This window comes from Deinococcus sp. LM3 (assembly GCF_002017875.1).
In the GTDB taxonomy this organism is placed as follows: Bacteria; Deinococcota; Deinococci; order Deinococcales; family Deinococcaceae; genus Deinococcus.
Map to the genome: position 1 here is coordinate 1,282,501 of NZ_MUFV01000001.1, position 15,160 is coordinate 1,297,660.

Here is a 15,160-nt window from a genome sequence, read left to right on the forward strand (position 1 = left end):
GTAATCGCGTCCTTCATCGGCTCCAGTGCCAGGGCATCCACCGTGGACCCTTAGTATCTTGACCCATCTTTCCTATGCGTCTCCCCGTCCCCTGGCCCGCCGCACCGTTGGGTGTGGGGGTTCGGCTGGAGGAGCGCGGTTATTTCGCGTTTCTCTCGCTCTTTCACGCTCGCTTGTCATGCATCCCGCCTCGCTTGAGGCTCAGAAAAGATACAGGCGCAGCGCCGATCTGTCAACACCCCCCATCCCGCACACACTTCATGTTCATGGCCACAGCCTGGAAAACCACGTCCTGAACGCACAACAGCCGCCCGAAGGCAGCTGTTGGTGGGCGGGCACCCGGCCCTGGGCTGAGGCGCTCAGCGTTGCAGCAGCACCGTCTCCTGCACTTTCAGGCCCTGCGCGAGCGCGTCGCGGGCATGGGCGCGGGCCGCCTGCAGGTCATGATCACGGTAATTGCCGCATTCCAGCTCGCTGACACCGGGAATGGGCTGCTCGTGCGCCGCCGTGTCCTTCAGGGCCGCCTCGAACGCCTTCAGGACGCCCTGCTCGTCGGGCTCCCCGATGACCGCCATGTACATGCCGGTGCGGCAGCCCATCGGGGACACGTCCACCACGTCGCTCAGGTGGTCACGCAGGTACCCGGCGAGCAGGTGCTCGAGCGTGTGGATGGCCGCCGGGTCAATGGCCCCCTGGTTGGGTTGCAGCAGACGCAGGTCGTACTTGCTGATCGAGTCGCCGCGCGGCGTGGTCTTCACGCCCGCCAGTCGCACGTAGGGGGCTTTGACCTTGGTGTGGTCCAGATCGAAGGATTCAACGTTCGCCATGCCCTGATTGTGCCGCGCGCGGCGAGGCGCAAACGTGAACCCGCCCAGATCACCCGGCCCGGCCCACCCCAGAGCCAGACCAGGCGGTTGCGAAGCTCCCTCCACGCCCGGCGGGGCACTCCATATACTGCGCAGCGTGCCGACCCTGACCGACCGTTTCCGCCGCGCGCCCGTGTGGCTGCCCCTCGTGCTGGCTGCGCTGCTGGTCGCGGCCGATCAGGCGCTGAAAGCCTGGGCCCTGAGCAACCTGCAAGAAGGCCAGCCCGCCCAGGAATTCATTCCGGGACTGGTCGAGTGGTACCTGACCTTCAACACGGGCGCCGCCTGGAGTCTGTTCAGCGGCAGCGCCGTGCCGCTGGCTGTGGGACGCCTGCTGATCGGCCTGGGCATCCTGGGCTACCTGACCTGGAAACCGCAGCCGCGCGCCCTGAGCGTGATCCTGGCGATGATCTCGGCCGGGGCGATCGGGAACGCCATCGATGGGCTGCGCCAGGGAAAGGTGACGGACATGATTCACTCGCCGCTCCTGAGCAGCGTGACCCGCGCCCTGAACGCCGGCGACTTCCCGATCTTCAACGTCGCCGACATGTGCGTGGTGCTGGGGACGCTGGCCCTGCTGATCCTGAGTTTCGTGGGCGACCGGCAGGCCAAACAGGACGCCCGCTGACAGTTCCTCTGTCCTGAACCGCAGAGGCGGTGAGTCCGGCGACGACCCGGCCACCGCCTCTCTACTGCTTCAGGGGCCTGTGCTTCAGGCGCCTGCTACGCGGCAGCGGTCCGTCAGGAGTGGCGGCCGGTCCGGGCGCACGACCAGCCGGACGGCAGAGGACCAAAAGAAGTCGCCCCCGTCCGGTGTGGACAGGGGCGGCCGGGTTGAACTGAGGCGCTCAGGCCACGGCCTTGCGGCACTTGTTGCACACGCGCAGGCGCAGGCTGACGCCCGCACGGGTGACCGTGAGGGGCTGGAGGTTGGGCTTCTGAACCCGCTTGCTCACGCCGGTGACCTTACGGCCCACGCCGCCCGCAGCGCGGGCCTTACCGCGGCGGATGACCGAGTTGACCACGATCGGTCCCTTACCGCACACTTCGCACACTTTCGCCATGATGACTCTCCTTCTTGAGCCTGATCCTTCCTAACTGACCGGGGGCTGCGACCTGTTCTGGGTTCGCTGCCGCGCCGGCCTGAATCAGACAAGCCGTCCAACTGTAGCACAGGGAATCGGCGGGGCGCAAAATGGCCGCCGCCCCGACCGTGGCCGTCCGGCGGTGGTGGCCAGGGCGGCAGCCAACGAAGAACGGACGGTCCACCAGGGAACCGTCCGTGCCAGAAAAAGTGGGATCAGCGCAGAACGCGCAGGGCCTTGAGGATCGCGATCAGGACGACGCTACCGACCACGCCCCAGATGATGCTCCAGAAGCTGAAGCCGCTACCGGCCACGTCGCCGCCGAGGTTCAGCATGTTGCCGAACACGGCCTGCGCCAGGATGCTGCCGACGATGCCGATCAGGATGTTGGCGATGGCGCCCTGCTGAGCGTCCGTCTTCATGATGAGGCTCGCGAGCCAGCCGCACAGCGCACCAACCAGAATAGTAATGATCCAACCCATGATTTCTACCTCCGTTTATTTGGAACTTGCTTCGAGTGACATCAACGTGTGTTGCTCTCGTTGTGGGTGCAGCATGAAACTCATCAAACCCCGCAAATGTAGAAGGTCGTACTTTCTCAAGGGCGGGCGAAGGTGGGATGGATGTCCCGCCAACTGCGGTTAAGGCTGGGCTTCAGAATCGCGGCCAGAACGCTCATTTCTGACCTGACCCCAAAGGCAGTTACCTGCCCTGACCGGCTGGATCACCGCCCGGCTCCGGTCACGTGAATCACCCCGGATTCTCATATGGTGTGAAATCCGACGGGGTGCGCGTACAGGTCACGACACAGGACCGGCCAGCACACAGGATCAGTCGGCACGCAGGCTCCCTGCAGCGGCCCCCGCCGGGCGAACCGGCGCCATTTGTCTTACCCCTGGCTCCACAGTCACCGGAGGGGTGGGTAGCATGGCGGCATCAGGCCCCGCCCGTCAGTGGCGTGGCCCGGAGGCCCCACACCTATGCCCGGACCATCTGAACGCGACCTCCCCGCCGCCCCCGCACCCACGCGGGAGCCGCCCACCGGCACCTTCACCGTGCGCGCGCCCGCCAGCAGCGCCAACCTGGGGCCCGGCTTCGACAGCCTGGGCCTGAGTGTGCCGCTGTACACCACCCTGCGCGTGACCCCGCAGGCCATCACCGAGATCGTGCCCCTGGGCGCGGAACTGAAGGACACGCCCACCGACGAGAGCAACTACGTGTACCGCGCCATGCTGCTGGCCGCCCGCCGCGCCGGACGCCCCCTGCCGCCCGCCCGCATCGAGATCGAGACGGACGTGCCCCTGGCGCGCGGGCTGGGCAGCAGCGCCGCCGCGCTGGTCGCCGGGATCGTCGCCGGAAACGAGCTGCTGGGCTGCCCCCTGGACGACGAGGCCGTGCTGGACGTCGCCGCGCGTGAGGAAGGCCACCCGGACAACGTGGCGCCCGCCCTGTTCGGCGGGATCGTCGTGGCGACCCTGGACAAGCTCGGCACGCACTACGTGCGGCTGGACCCACCCGCGCACCTGGGCGTGACGGTCCTGATCCCGGACTTCGAACTGAGCACCAGCAAGGCCCGCGCCGTGCTGCCCAAGGAGTACAGCCGCGCCGATGCCGTGCACGCCCTGTCGCACGCCGCGCTGCTGGCCGCCGCGCTTTCGCAGGGTCGCCTGGACCTGCTGCGGCACGCCATGCAGGACTACATTCATCAGATCTGGCGCGCGCCGCTCGTGCCGGGCCTGAGCGACATTCTGGAGGAGGCCTGGAAGCACGGTGCGCTCGGCGCGGCCCTCAGCGGCGCCGGCCCCACCGTGCTGTGCTTTCACGACACCCGCGAGCCCACCGCGCCCCTGCACGCCTACCTGCACGGCGTGATGACCCGCAACGGTCTACAGGGCCGCGTGCTGGACTTTCCCATCGACGCAGCCGGTACGCTGATCGAACGGGCGTAAATACCACCCGGACATCGGCACAAAAAGAAGAACCGGAGTGATCTCTCACTCCGGTTCTTTCGCTGGTCGAGGCGGCGAGATTTGAACTCACGACCCCTACCACCCCAAGGTAGTGCGCTACCAGGCTGCGCTACGCCTCGATACCCAGCCACAGAACTATAAGGGCACTTTCAGGATCCGTCAAGGGTGTGCGGCGAGACGGGACGGTCTTCTGTACCTGTGGCCCCGCCGTGGCTATCCTGCCGGGCATGACCCTGACGTTTGAAGAGAAGTTACGGAACTACGCGCGGCTGGCTGTTCGGGTAGGCGTGGGCGTGAAGCCCGGGCAGCGGCTGCTGGTGCAGGCGCCGGTCGAGACGGCACAGCTGGCGCGGCTGGTGGTGCGCGAGGCGTACGCGGCGGGCGCCAGTTTCGTGGATGTCCGCTGGGATGACGACGACGTTCAGCTGGCGCGTTTCGAGCTGGCCCCGGACGGCACCTTCGACCAGATCAGCCGCTGGCGGGTGGACGCCGAGATCGAGACGGCCGAGGCGGGCGGCGCGGTCCTGGCGATCCGCGCGACGAACCCGAACCTGCTGGGCGGCGTGGACGCCGAACGCGTGGCGACGCACCAGCGCACGCTGGCCGCGTACCGCCGCCCGTACACGGCGCAGGTCATGACTAACCGACTGAACTGGAACCTGATCAGCGCGCCGGTCAGCGGCTGGGCCGAACTGATGTTCCCCGACGCGAGTGCCGAGCAGGCTGTCGCGCAGCAGTGGGACGCGATCTTCGCGGCGACCCGCGCGGACCAGCCGGACGCGGTGGCGCTGTGGGAAGCGCACCTGGGCGACCTGAAACGCCGCCGTGACCTGCTGACCGGCAAGCAGTACGCCGCGCTGCACTTCCGGGGCGGCGGGACGGACCTGACGGTGGGACTGGCGGACGATCACGTGTGGGGCGGCGGCGCGGCCGACACGCCCGGCGGGATCACGTTCACGGCGAACATCCCCACCGAGGAAGTCTGGACCGCCCCGCACCGTGAGCGGGTGGACGGCACGGTCGTCAGCACCAAGCCGCTGTCGTACAACGGCACCCTGATCGACGGCATCCGCATCGAGTTCAGCGGCGGGCGCATCACGAAGGCCAGCGCCGAGCAGGGCGAGAGCGCGCTGCTGAAGATGATCGACACCGACGAGGGCAGCCACCGCCTGGGCGAGGTGGCCCTGGTGCCGCACTCCAGCCCGATCAGCCGTTCGGGGCTGTTCTTCTTCAACACCCTGTACGACGAGAACGCCGCGTCTCACATCGCCATCGGCAGCGCCTACCGCTTCAACGTGCGGGGCGGCGTGGACATGCCCCTGGAGGACTTCCTGGCGGCCGGCGGCAACGACAGCCTGACCCACGTGGACTGGATGATCGGTAGCGGCGAGATGGACGTGGACGGCGTCGCGAAGGACGGCACGCGCGAGCCCGTGATGCGCGCCGGTGAATTCGTGATCTGAGCGCGAATGGCTCATGGCAGATGGCAGGGGCCGCTGAGCCATCTGCCATCTGCTTTCAGCTATCTGCCTTCCTTCAGGGCCGCAGGTCTTCCTCGTCGATCAGGAAGTCCACGGCGCCGCTGCCGATCTCGTAGTACGCGCCGATCACGCGGATCTGCCCGGTCGCCTCGGCCTGCTGGATGACGCTCTGGGAGCGCAGGATGCTGACCTGATGCCGGACGTTGTTCAGCACGGCCTCGCGCATGCGGGCTTTCTTGTCGCGGATGGGCGGCATGTTCTGCACGCTGGGCTGGATGCGGCGGATCAGCGCCTGCAGGTGTTCGGGTTCCTGCGACACCTTCTCCTCGGGCAGCAGCGCGGCGGCCACGGCCCCGCAGGCCTCGTGACCCATGACGACCACCAGGTGCACGTCGAGGTGGCGGATGGCGTACTCCAGGGTGCCCAGGCCCGACTCGCCGACCACGTTCCCGGCGACGCGCACCACGAACAGTTGCCCCAGCCCCTGATCGAATACCAGTTCGACCGGCACGCGGCTGTCACTGCACGCCAGGATCGCGGCGTAGGGCGTCTGGCCCATGATCTGCGCGCGGCGTTCGTTGGCGCTGACGTCCGGTCGGGTGGCCCGGCCACTGAAGAAGCGGGCGTTGCCGTCCTTCAGGGCCTGGATGGCGGCGTCCGGGTTGGCGGCGTCGGATTCCTTGATGTCGGCGATGTCTTCCATGCTGGCGCCGCGGCGGATGGCGTCCAGGATGCGGCGTTCGAGGTCGGCGGCAGGCTGGGCAGCGGGATCGTCCATACGCGGCATGCTAGCGCCCGCCCGCCCGGCCCGGCTGGACGGGGTATAGCGGCCCGTATGCTGACGGGATGGACGGCATGGACAGCCCCGAGACCCTGACCCTGAGTGAACTGCTGGAACGCTACGCGACGCTGCGCGACACGATCCTGGGCCTGGAGGCCGAACGGGACGAACTGGGCGCGCGGGTCAAGGCGGCGCTGCTGGACGGCGGGCAGGCCGAGACGGACCTGTACCGCGCCACCCTGAAGGTCTCGCGGCGGGTCGAGTACCCGCTGGACCGCTTCCGCGAGGTGTTCGGGGACGCGGCGGCGCTGGAAGTGGCGACCATCGACCGCCGCCGCGCCGAGGCCCTGGCGAAATCCGGTGATCTGGACGGCGAGCGCCTGCGCGAACTGGCCGTCGTGAAGGAAACGCCGGCGCTGGTCCTGCAACCCAAGACCCGCTGACCGGCGCGGACTTGCGCGCGTGACGCGGCGCTGACCGGGCGGGAACGCGGGCCTGACACCCGCCGGGCACGCTGGGCGCATGACCCTCTCCCCACTGCACCGGCTGCTGAACCTGGCCCTGTCGCCGCACGAGCAACTGCCCAGCGACTCGTTTATCTGGACGGGCGCGGACCTGTGGCTGGGCCGGGAGGAGGCCTTCAGCGGCGCCCAGCACGTCTGGACCGAGCGCGAGATCCGGCTCTCGCGGCAGCTGGGCGCGCAGACGGACCTGGACCGCCTGACCCGTTAGCTGGTTCCCCTTGCCGGGCGCACGACAAGGGCGGCCCCGCCTGAAACGGGACCGCCCTGCTGATACGGACTGCCGTCTGTTTCGCTGACAATCCGGAACTTCACCAGATTGCCAGCTCCACGTCCGGAACCGCTTCTCTCCTTCTCGCTTCCCTCGGATTGAACGGTCTTTGCAGCCCATTCAATCGGAGTCCGTATGGCATGAAAAAAGCATTGCCGGTGAGCAGCGGCACCCGCGAATCATCCCTTATGGCTGCTGCCTTCCGGCCCTGACCAGGTTCAGGCGTTCACGCTGCGCTGCGCCAGCAATGCGTTCCAGACCATAGCACAGGTGCTCGCGGCTGTGGAGTCCCGTCTCCGGGGGCGGCCGGAACCGACCGCACGCGGCATGGAAAGCGCCGGACCCTTGCGGAGTCCGGCGTCATTTCGTTGGTGCTCGGGATGGGACTTGAACCCACACAGCTAAGCTACACGCCCCTCAAACGTGCGCGTCTACCAATTCCGCCACCCGAGCAACTCTGAGAGGCGATAGCAATACTAGGGGCGGCCCCCGGCGTTGTCAAGTCTAGAGTGGCGCGGCCCGCCTTGTCAGGGGCGCGCTTCGTGGTATGATCGCGTTTGCCGCCGCGAGCGGTGGGGCCCGGACTCCCTCATACGGATCACGGATTTTCCCCGGCTGCTGCGCGCGGGACTTCAATAACACGAGAGGCTCAACATGATCGACAAGAAAGCGACCGTCCAGACCCACGCCAAGCACGAGAAAGACACCGGCAGCACCGCCGTGCAGATCGCCCTGCTGTCCGCGCGCATCAACAACCTGTCCGTCCACCTGACGGCCAACAAGAAAGACAAGCACGGCCAGCGCGGCCTGCAGCTGATGAACGGTCAGCGCCGCCGCCTGCTGAAGTACCTGGAGCGCACCAACTACGACGAGTACATCGCCCTGACGGATCAGCTGAAGATCCGCCGTGGCCAGCGCATCGTCCGCTAAGACGCGCCCCGCAGCACCGCCGCCCCCCGCAAGGAAGGGCGGCGGTCTTCTTTGGGCACCGCTTTCCCCGCCTCATACGGACTCCGATTGAATGGGCTGCAAAGCCCGTTCAATCCGAGCGGATGCGAGAAGGAGAGAAACGGGTTCCGGACGTGGAGCCGGCAATCCGGTGAAGTTCCGGATTGTTGGCGAAACAAACGGAATCCGTATCAGCGGCCGTCCGCGCCGCGCTGGTCACGGTCCGGCACGTCGCGCCAGTCGCCGCTGGGCACCACTGCCGCCCCCGGCGCGCGCAGCCGTTCGGGACGGGCGTACACGTACACCCAGACCGTGACCTCCTCTTCCCGGTCCGGGGTGCCGGGTGGGTCCAGGGTCAGGACCGCGAGTTGCCGGATGTACAGCGGCGGCGTGTCGTGCAGGCCTTCCAGTTCGTCCAGGCCGGGCAGGGCGGCCTCCCAGGCCTGCGGGGTGTACTCCAGGACCGCGCCGCGCACCAGGGTGTCGGCCGGGCCGGGCGTCAGGGCCGGGTAGCCTTCCGGGTGCAGGTGGTGCAGGGTGAAGCCACGCAGCGTGGCGGGCCGCACGGTGAACCCACGGGCCGCGACGTGGGCGTTGCGCTCGCCCGGCAGCAGGGTGCCGTACACGAACACGCGGGCAGGGAGGGTCATGGCCGGACTGTAGCGGGCGGCGCGCCGGGCCTGCCACGACCTGACTGGACGGGCCGGGCTGGATGGACCAGTGGGGCGGATGGCGAATTCAGACACAGCTGGCGACTGACCCGGCGCGCAGAATGAGGCATGAACCTCAGACCAGCTTCGCGCGGGTCCGCCGGTCGCGGCCCGCAGCGCGCCTTCCCCGCCCGCCTGTCCGGTGTTCCGCTGCGCCGCGCCCTGCTGGGGGTGCTGCTGGGCACGTTGCCGCTGTGGGCCGCCGCGCAGACCGCCGTGCCGCCGGCGGTTCCGGGGGCGGCCGAGCGCCGGACCGTCACGCCCGCGCCGCTGACCGCCAGCGAGACGGCGCGCCTGCAGGCGTTGTTCCAGAAGGCGCGGCCCGCCACGCTACGGATCGAGCAGTGCGCGCCGGACGACTGCAGCGACCCGGACGGGGTCGGGTCGGCGGTCCTGATCTCCGCGGACGGGCTGGCTCTGACCGCGTACCACGTGGTGGAGGGCGCGCAGGCCCTGAGCGCGCAGACCGTGGACCGCAACCGCTACGCGGCCGAGGTGATCGGGTACAACGATCAGGACGACCTGGCGCTGCTGCGGGTGAAGGTGCCGGCCGGGACGCCGTTCCTGCCGCTGGCGACCGGCGCGCCCGGCGTGGGCAACGTGGCCCTGGCGATCGGGAATGGCGGGGGCGCGTTCCTGCGGCCCAAGACCGGTCGCCTGACCGCGCTGGACGCCGATGCGGGCCGCGCGGATTTCCCGCCGGGCACGCTGGAGCTGAACGCGCCGGTGGTGCCGGGAGACAGTGGCGGGCCGGTACTGAACGCGACCGGGCAGGTGACGGGCATCGTGAGTTACATCCGCACGGATGGCCGCCGCGTCCGGGCGTACGCGGTGCCGGTCACGGTGACGGACCCGCGCCTGAGCGCCCTGAGAGCCGGTGAGAAGCGCGACGCGCCGGTCATCGGGATCACGCTGGGCGGACCGTTTGGTGATCTGTTCTTCCTGCCGGAGCGGGGATTCAAGGAGCTGAGCCGCCTGCGGAAGCTGGGTGACACGCCGGGCGCGTTCTTCACCGGGGTGTCGCGCGGCAGTCCGGCCGAGAAGGCGGGGTTGCAGCCGCTGCGGCTGGACAGGAACGGCGAGCGGGTGTCGGGGGACATCGTGACGGCCGTGAACGGGAAACGGATCGTGAATTTCAGTGAGTTCCAGTACGCGGTGAGGGCGTTCCGGCCGGGCGATACCGTGACGCTGACCGTGCTGCGCGCCGGGAAGACCCTTCAGGTGCCGGTGACCCTGACCGGGCGCAGTCAGGTGAGGAATTAAACCCAAACTCCATATTATGCAAAACACCTCTTGACAATTCTGCCTAAAACAGAATAATGCGGGTATGGACACCCTGAAAAAAGCCGGAGCCATGCTGGCCCACCTCGACCTGTTCCACCACATGCTCGACCTGCGCGGCCTGCTGCAACTCGCCGCACACATGGAGGAACGCGGCGACCGCGTCACACTGATCAGCCCGCAGACCATCACCCTGATCGGCGCGGACATGCACAGCGACGCCACAGTCAGCACCAGCAAGGGCGCCAGCATCGAGGCGCCCACCGCCTACCGCGTCCTGCAGACCCTCAAGGGCCACGACGCCCCCGAGTACGCCGTGACCCGCGAGGAACTCGGCGCCCTGAACGCCCGCGCCGTCGCGGACCTCGAGGCCAGCGACGCCCTGCGAGCCTTCGAGGCCACCCTGGGCCGCGTCGGCGCCACGCCCGGCCAGACCACCGCCAGCGCACCCGCCGCCGCCACCCCCACCGCCACCCCCACCGACAGCCCCGAACGCCCGGCCCGCACCCGCCGCACCCCGGACGCCGAGCCCACCCGGCCCGACCCGCAGGGCGAGCAGCCCGCCGCCTGAACAACCGCCCCTCATCAGCCGCGCTTCACGCCCAGCCGCTAGCCTGGGAACCGTGAAGCGCGGCCTCCTGTTCCCCACCACCCTCCTGCTCCTGCTGGGCACCACCCATGCCCAGCCCACTCCGGACCCGCTGGACGGCGGCGACTACGCCCAGGTGTACGCCCGCGCCCAGGCTGGCGGGGACGCCGTGACCGCCAGTCGCGCCGCCGCCGCCATGACCGAATACCGCGCCGGAGGCCGCGACTGGACCGCCCGCGCCGTGCAGGCCGCCCGGCAGGCCACCACCGCCCGCCCCGGCGACCCGGACGCGCAACTGGCCCTCGGCAGCGCCCTGGGCCTCCAGGCCCGCGCCGGGGGGTACACGCTGGGCGCGCTGAACACCGCGCAGCAGGCCCGCGCCGCGCTGGACCGCGCCCTGAACCTCGCGCCGGACCGCCCGGACATCCAGGCGGTGCTGGCCGAATGGCACGCCGGCGCCTGGGCCAAAGCCGGGATCTTCAGCGGCGGCAACCAGGACCGCGCCCGGACGCTGGCCACCGCCGCCGCCCGCCGCGCCCCCGACACCCTGTTCGTCCAGGCGCACGCGGGCATCGCCCTGAGCCTCATCCACGACCCGCAGGCCCGCGCCACCCTGACCCGCGCCGCCACCCTGAATGCGGATACCCCCCTGGAACGCGACCTTCAGGCCCAGGCAAAGCGCGTACTGGAGGGGCTGAAGCCGTAAGGGAGGGCTGAAGGTCTGAAGGTCGAAGGGGCCACGGGAACCCCAGTCACACTCAGACTCTTTGACCTTCAGACGTTTTGACCTTCATTCCACCATGTTGCCGTGCCCGTGCCGGGCAGCAGGGGCACGTTCTCCACGTTCCCGGCGCGTTCCGCCAGCGCCCGCGCTTCCGCCTGCGCCCGCTCCTGGCCCAGCCAGCCGGTCCAGTAGGCGCGCAGGGTGCCGGTCACGAGGGCCAGCGGGACGGTCTGGGCGGGACGGGCGGGCTGGTAGAGCAGGTCCAGGTCGGTCAGCGGGCCGCCGTCCGGGCCGCCCACCGGCTGCCAGTAGGGAAGGTCCACGGTGCGCAGGCCCAGGGCGTGCAGCGCGGCGCGCCGACCGGCGGGGTCCACGCCGGTCGCGGCCTCGGCGGCGCGGTCCTCCGCGCTCTGGCGGGTGGGGTGGACGCTGTCGGCGAACAGGCCCGCCAGTCCGGCCTCGCGAACCGCGCGCAGGGTCTCCGCGTGCAGGGCGCGGCCCACGCCCAGCCCCCGCGCGGCGCGGGTGACGGCCATGAAGGAGTTGAAGCCCGCCCCGCGCAGTTCGCCGGGCAGGGGCAGCAGGGCGTACAGGGTGCCGCCCAGCACGTCGCCGCCCTGGGTCTGCGCGACCAGCAGGCGGTCCTCGCGCCCCGGGCTGTGGCGGCCGATGAGCTGCCCGAAGACTTCCGGGGGAATCAGCATCTCCGGCGCGTAGTAGCTGGCCTCCTGCACGCGGCCGAACGCGGGAATGGCCGGGTCGCGGGGGTCGGTGACGTGCCGCAGCGTGAAGGTGGGTGGGGTCATGCCGCGCAGGCTACCGGGGCGGCGGGCGGGGCACTGCGAGCCAGCGCGGCATTCCGCCACGGTCCGGGGGGCGCGCCCGGTATAACTGGAAGTCATGACCTTCACTGACCTGCTGACGACCCTGGTGACCGAGCTGGGCTGGAACCTCGCCGTGTGGCTGCCCACCCTGCTGATCAGCCTGCTGTTCATCCGCGCGGTGCTGGGCGTGCGGCTGCGGGACCTGATCACCGAGATCGAGGAGCACCAGACGGCCGCGATCGGCGCGGTGTTCTTCTGGGTGTCGCTGGGCCTGAGCCTGCTGCTGAGCCGCACCATCTCCAGCCCGGTGCCCGAGGGCGGCACCTGGGCGGAGGCGTTCACGTGGCTGGGCGTGGCGGTCTTCGTGACGCTGCTGCTGTTCGCGCTGGGCGTCGTGGCGGTGTTCGGCACGCTGGCCCGCCGCCGGGGCGAGGGGGTGCTGCGCTACATCCGCCGCGAGATGCGCGAGGAGCACAACCTGGCGCTGTCGTTCATCATGGGCGCGCTGTTCCTGGTGCCGGCCGTCGTCACGTACCACGTCACGCTGTAGGCCGCGCGCCCGCCCACGCCCCCGGACACGCGGTTCCGGGGGCGTGAACTGTCGTGGGGGTCGGGCGGATGGTCGCCGCACCCCGCTATGCTGGGCGGCATGACGGCCCCCGACTCCTCTCCTGCCGGCGACAGCGCGCCGCGCGTGGCCCCGAACTTCATCACCGAGATCATCGAACGCGACCTGAACAGCGGCAAGGTCAGGCAGGTCGTGACGCGCTTCCCGCCCGAACCGAGCGGGTACGCGCACCTGGGGCATATCTTCGCGTCGTTCCTGGATTTCCAGACGGCCGCGCAGTACGGCGGGCGCTACCACCTGCGCCTGGACGACACCAACCCGGAACTCGCGACGCAGGAGTACGCGGACGCCATCGCGGACGATCTGCGCTGGCTGGGCTGGGACTGGGGCGAGCACCTGTACTACGCCAGCGACCACTTCGAGCAGTACTACGCCTACGCCGAGCAGCTGGTGACCCAGGGCGACGCGTACGTGGATTCCGTGACGGGCGACGAGATGGCCCGCCTGCGCGGCGACGCCCGCACGCCCGGCACGCCCAGCCCGTACCGGGGCCGCACGCCGGAAGAGAACCTGGACCTGCTGCGCCGCATGCGCGCCGGGGAGTTCGCGGACGGCGCGCACGTGCTGCGCGCGAAGATCGACCTGGCCAGCCCGAACATGAAGCTGCGTGATCCGGTGCTGTACCGCATCCTGCGCGGGCACCACTACCGCGCGGGGGACGCGTGGTGCATCTACCCCATGTACGACTTCCAGCACCCGTTGCAGGACGCGCTGGAGGGCGTGACGCACTCGATGTGCAGTCTGGAGTTCGTGGACAACCGCGCCATCTACGACTGGCTGATGGAGCGGCTGGGCTTCGAGCCGCGCCCGCACCAGTACGAGTTCGGTCGGCGCGGCCTGGAGTACACCATCACCAGTAAACGCAAGCTGCGCAAGCTCGTGGAGGCCGGGGCCGTGCACGGCTGGGACGATCCGCGCATGCCCACCCTGCGCGCCCAGCGTCGTCTGGGCGTCACGCCGGAGGCCGTGCGGGCCTTCGCCGCGCAGATCGGCGTGAGCCGCACGAACCGCACCGTGGACCTCAGCGTGTACGAGAACGCGGTGCGCAACGACCTGAACCACCGCGCGCCGCGCGTGATGGCGGTGCTCGACCCGCTGCCCGTGACGATCGAGAACATGAGCGGAACGCAGACCCTGAGCCTCCCCTACTGGCCGTTCGACGTGGTGCGCGACTCCCCCGACGGACTGGTCGCCCTGCCTACTGGGGAGCGCGTGGCGCCCGAGGTCGCGGTGCGGGACGTGCCGCTGACCCGCGAACTGGTCATCGAACGCGAGGACTTCAACCCCGAGCCGCCCAAGGGGTTCAAGCGCCTCACGCCGGGCGGCACGGTGCGCCTGCGCGGGGCGGGCATCATCCGCGCTGACCGCTTCGACGTCGGCGCGGACGGGCAGGTCACGCGGGTGTACGCCACGCTGCTGGGCGAGGACGCCAAAGCGGGCGGGGTGATCCACTGGGTCAGCGCCGAGCACGGCGTCCCGGCCGAGTTCCGCCTGTATGACCGCCTGTTCCGCGTGCCCAACCCCGAGGCCGCCAACCCCGAGGACACCCAGGCCGAGCCCATCGCCCCCGACTTCGATCCCGAAGGCATTGGGCATGAGGACGAGACCAAACCCCTTGACGCGGGCTTCATGGCGTTCCTGAACCCCGACAGCCTGCGCGTGACGCGCGGACTGGTGGAACCCAGCGTGAAGGGCGACCCCGAAGGCACCCGCTACCAGTTCGAGCGGCAGGGGTACTTCTGGCGTGACCCGGTGGACAGTCGCCCCGACGCGCTGGTGTTCGGGCGGATCATCACCCTGAAGGACGCCTGGGCGAAGGCCACGCAGAAGGCCGAGGCGCCCGCCAAGGCCCCCAAGCCGGCCAAGGCGCAGTCCCCGAAAGAGCAGACCGAGAAGGCCGCGCCCGCCGCCCTGACCCCCGAACAGGAGGCCGGGGTGGCGCGCCTGACCGCGCTGGGCGTCCCGGACGCCGAGGCCCGCACCCTGGCGCGCGACGCCGCGCTGCTGGCGTTCCTGAATGGGGCCGCCCAGGACGACACCTTCGCGCAGGTCGCCTCCTGGGCCGCGAACGACCTCGCGCCGGGCCTGCGGGCCGGTGAGGTCCGGGTGTCGGCCGCCGACCTCGCCCCGCTGGCCGCGCTGCTGGCCGCGAAGAAAGTCACCACCCGCGTCGCCCGCGAGGTGCTGGCGCGCGCCGCGCAGACCGGCGAGGCGCCCGCCGCGATCATCGAACGCGAGAACCTCGCCGGGGGCCTCAGCGACGACGCCCTGAGTGCCGCCGTCGCGCAGGTCATGGCGGCCAACCCGGACAAGGTGGAGGCCTACCGGGGTGGACGCACGGCGCTGCTGGGCTTCTTTACCGGTCAGGTCATGCGGGCCACGGGCGGCAAGGCCGACCCGGCGACCCTGAACGCCGCGCTGGAGGCCGCCCTGGCCGGCTGAACCGGACGCGGCTGCGGTGAAGACGGGGGTGTACTGGGA

At 70.0% G+C, this 15,160-nt stretch carries 17 protein-coding genes, 2 tRNA genes, 1 rRNA gene and 1 other RNA gene (1 of these 21 cut by a window edge); 11 read left to right on the top strand and 10 right to left on the bottom strand.

Annotated features, from left to right (window positions below):
* A 23S ribosomal RNA gene (locus BXU09_RS05995) occupies positions 1–64 on the bottom strand; it reaches 2,827 nt to the left of the window's first position.
* A gap of 295 nt (positions 65–359) precedes the next feature.
* Positions 360–827, bottom strand: coding sequence for an S-ribosylhomocysteine lyase (locus BXU09_RS06000; protein ID WP_055362119.1), 468 nt, complete (start codon positions 825–827; stop codon positions 360–362).
* Positions 828–951: 124 nt separating this feature from the next.
* On the opposite strand from BXU09_RS06000, the gene lspA reads away from it, so the two are divergent.
* Entirely contained in the window at positions 952–1,494 is a 543-nt protein-coding gene (gene lspA, locus BXU09_RS06005) for a signal peptidase II (RefSeq protein WP_078304793.1), read from the top strand.
* Between the two features lie 220 nt (positions 1,495–1,714).
* Here the strand turns inward: lspA and rpmB are convergent, their stop codons facing one another.
* Together rpmB and BXU09_RS06015 are read right to left on the bottom strand one after the other, a co-directional pair.
* Positions 1,715–1,930, bottom strand: a complete 216-nt coding sequence (rpmB, locus tag BXU09_RS06010) for a 50S ribosomal protein L28 (RefSeq protein ID WP_055362117.1) — start codon at positions 1,928–1,930, stop codon at positions 1,715–1,717.
* 236 nt (positions 1,931–2,166) lie between these two features.
* Positions 2,167–2,433 (bottom strand): GlsB/YeaQ/YmgE family stress response membrane protein, encoded by a 267-nt coding sequence (locus BXU09_RS06015; RefSeq protein ID WP_078301186.1) that lies wholly within the window; start codon positions 2,431–2,433, stop codon positions 2,167–2,169.
* A 498-nt stretch (positions 2,434–2,931) separates the two neighbouring features.
* On the opposite strand from BXU09_RS06015, the gene thrB reads away from it, so the two are divergent.
* A complete protein-coding gene (gene thrB, locus BXU09_RS06020; RefSeq protein ID WP_078301187.1) occupies positions 2,932–3,900 on the top strand; it encodes a homoserine kinase in 969 nt (322 codons plus the stop codon).
* Between the two features lie 63 nt (positions 3,901–3,963).
* On the opposite strand, the gene BXU09_RS06025 is transcribed toward thrB, so the two are convergent.
* Positions 3,964–4,040 (bottom strand) — tRNA-Pro (locus tag BXU09_RS06025).
* Positions 4,041–4,148: 108 nt separating this feature from the next.
* Between BXU09_RS06025 and BXU09_RS06030 the strand changes: the two genes are divergently transcribed.
* Positions 4,149–5,384, top strand: coding sequence for an aminopeptidase (locus BXU09_RS06030; protein WP_078301189.1), 1,236 nt, complete (start codon positions 4,149–4,151; stop codon positions 5,382–5,384).
* A 73-nt stretch (positions 5,385–5,457) separates the two neighbouring features.
* Here BXU09_RS06030 and BXU09_RS06035 read toward each other — a convergent pair whose 3' ends face one another.
* On the bottom strand, positions 5,458–6,180 hold the full coding sequence (locus BXU09_RS06035) for a carbonic anhydrase (RefSeq protein ID WP_078301190.1): 723 nt from the start codon (positions 6,178–6,180) through the stop codon (positions 5,458–5,460).
* 77 nt (positions 6,181–6,257) lie between these two features.
* On the opposite strand from BXU09_RS06035, the gene BXU09_RS06040 reads away from it, so the two are divergent.
* The gene (locus tag BXU09_RS06040; RefSeq protein WP_078304795.1) at positions 6,258–6,626 is read left to right on the top strand and encodes a hypothetical protein; all 369 of its coding nucleotides are present in this window, start codon (positions 6,258–6,260) and stop codon (positions 6,624–6,626) included.
* Positions 6,627–6,705: 79 nt separating this feature from the next.
* Positions 6,706–6,915: a hypothetical protein gene (locus BXU09_RS06045; protein WP_078301192.1), complete on the top strand. Its 210-nt coding sequence runs from the start codon at positions 6,706–6,708 to the stop codon at positions 6,913–6,915.
* Between the two features lie 209 nt (positions 6,916–7,124).
* On the opposite strand, the gene ffs is transcribed toward BXU09_RS06045, so the two are convergent.
* An RNA gene (gene ffs / locus BXU09_RS06050) (signal recognition particle sRNA small type) lies at positions 7,125–7,223 on the bottom strand.
* A 121-nt stretch (positions 7,224–7,344) separates the two neighbouring features.
* Positions 7,345–7,428 (bottom strand) — tRNA-Leu (locus BXU09_RS06055).
* 201 nt (positions 7,429–7,629) lie between these two features.
* Here BXU09_RS06055 and rpsO point away from each other — a divergent pair.
* Positions 7,630–7,905, top strand: a complete 276-nt coding sequence (rpsO, locus tag BXU09_RS06060; RefSeq protein ID WP_055363614.1) for a 30S ribosomal protein S15 — start codon at positions 7,630–7,632, stop codon at positions 7,903–7,905.
* A gap of 209 nt (positions 7,906–8,114) precedes the next feature.
* Here the strand turns inward: rpsO and BXU09_RS06065 are convergent, their stop codons facing one another.
* Positions 8,115–8,573 (bottom strand): gamma-glutamylcyclotransferase family protein, encoded by a 459-nt coding sequence (locus BXU09_RS06065; protein WP_078301193.1) that lies wholly within the window; start codon positions 8,571–8,573, stop codon positions 8,115–8,117.
* A 129-nt stretch (positions 8,574–8,702) separates the two neighbouring features.
* Between BXU09_RS06065 and BXU09_RS06070 the strand changes: the two genes are divergently transcribed.
* The 3 genes from BXU09_RS06070 (at position 8,703) to BXU09_RS06080 (ending at position 11,209) form a co-directional block, all read left to right on the top strand.
* Positions 8,703–9,896, top strand: coding sequence for a S1C family serine protease (locus BXU09_RS06070; RefSeq protein WP_078301194.1), 1,194 nt, complete (start codon positions 8,703–8,705; stop codon positions 9,894–9,896).
* A 64-nt stretch (positions 9,897–9,960) separates the two neighbouring features.
* Positions 9,961–10,485, top strand: a complete 525-nt coding sequence (locus BXU09_RS06075; RefSeq protein ID WP_078301195.1) for a multidrug DMT transporter — start codon at positions 9,961–9,963, stop codon at positions 10,483–10,485.
* A gap of 52 nt (positions 10,486–10,537) precedes the next feature.
* Positions 10,538–11,209, top strand: a complete 672-nt coding sequence (locus BXU09_RS06080; protein WP_078301196.1) for a hypothetical protein — start codon at positions 10,538–10,540, stop codon at positions 11,207–11,209.
* Positions 11,210–11,277: 68 nt separating this feature from the next.
* On the opposite strand, the gene BXU09_RS06085 is transcribed toward BXU09_RS06080, so the two are convergent.
* Complete coding sequence (locus tag BXU09_RS06085; RefSeq protein WP_078301197.1) at positions 11,278–12,033, bottom strand: GNAT family N-acetyltransferase; 756 nt, start codon at positions 12,031–12,033, stop codon at positions 11,278–11,280.
* 94 nt (positions 12,034–12,127) lie between these two features.
* Here BXU09_RS06085 and BXU09_RS06090 point away from each other — a divergent pair, with 94 nt between their 5' ends.
* A complete protein-coding gene (locus tag BXU09_RS06090) occupies positions 12,128–12,601 on the top strand; it encodes a hypothetical protein (RefSeq protein ID WP_078301198.1) in 474 nt (157 codons plus the stop codon).
* A gap of 99 nt (positions 12,602–12,700) precedes the next feature.
* Complete coding sequence (locus tag BXU09_RS06095; protein ID WP_078304797.1) at positions 12,701–15,121, top strand: glutamine--tRNA ligase/YqeY domain fusion protein; 2,421 nt, start codon at positions 12,701–12,703, stop codon at positions 15,119–15,121.
* The last annotated feature ends 39 nt before the right edge of the window (positions 15,122–15,160 follow it).

Coding starts and splice junctions, on each gene's coding strand:
- BXU09_RS06000 (WP_055362119.1), bottom strand. CDS start 827: ATGGCGAACGTTGAATCCTTCGATCTGGACCACACCAAGGTCAAAGCC.
- rpmB (WP_055362117.1), bottom strand. CDS start 1,930: ATGGCGAAAGTGTGCGAAGTGTGCGGTAAGGGACCGATCGTGGTCAAC.
- BXU09_RS06015 (WP_078301186.1), bottom strand. CDS start 2,433: ATGGGTTGGATCATTACTATTCTGGTTGGTGCGCTGTGCGGCTGGCTC.
- thrB (WP_078301187.1), top strand. CDS start 2,932: ATGCCCGGACCATCTGAACGCGACCTCCCCGCCGCCCCCGCACCCACG.
- BXU09_RS06030 (WP_078301189.1), top strand. CDS start 4,149: ATGACCCTGACGTTTGAAGAGAAGTTACGGAACTACGCGCGGCTGGCT.
- BXU09_RS06035 (WP_078301190.1), bottom strand. CDS start 6,180: ATGGACGATCCCGCTGCCCAGCCTGCCGCCGACCTCGAACGCCGCATC.
- BXU09_RS06040 (WP_078304795.1), top strand. CDS start 6,258: ATGGACAGCCCCGAGACCCTGACCCTGAGTGAACTGCTGGAACGCTAC.
- BXU09_RS06045 (WP_078301192.1), top strand. CDS start 6,706: ATGACCCTCTCCCCACTGCACCGGCTGCTGAACCTGGCCCTGTCGCCG.
- rpsO (WP_055363614.1), top strand. CDS start 7,630: ATGATCGACAAGAAAGCGACCGTCCAGACCCACGCCAAGCACGAGAAA.
- BXU09_RS06065 (WP_078301193.1), bottom strand. CDS start 8,573: ATGACCCTCCCTGCCCGCGTGTTCGTGTACGGCACCCTGCTGCCGGGC.
- BXU09_RS06070 (WP_078301194.1), top strand. CDS start 8,703: ATGAACCTCAGACCAGCTTCGCGCGGGTCCGCCGGTCGCGGCCCGCAG.
- BXU09_RS06075 (WP_078301195.1), top strand. CDS start 9,961: ATGGACACCCTGAAAAAAGCCGGAGCCATGCTGGCCCACCTCGACCTG.
- BXU09_RS06085 (WP_078301197.1), bottom strand. CDS start 12,033: ATGACCCCACCCACCTTCACGCTGCGGCACGTCACCGACCCCCGCGAC.
- BXU09_RS06090 (WP_078301198.1), top strand. CDS start 12,128: ATGACCTTCACTGACCTGCTGACGACCCTGGTGACCGAGCTGGGCTGG.
- BXU09_RS06095 (WP_078304797.1), top strand. CDS start 12,701: ATGACGGCCCCCGACTCCTCTCCTGCCGGCGACAGCGCGCCGCGCGTG.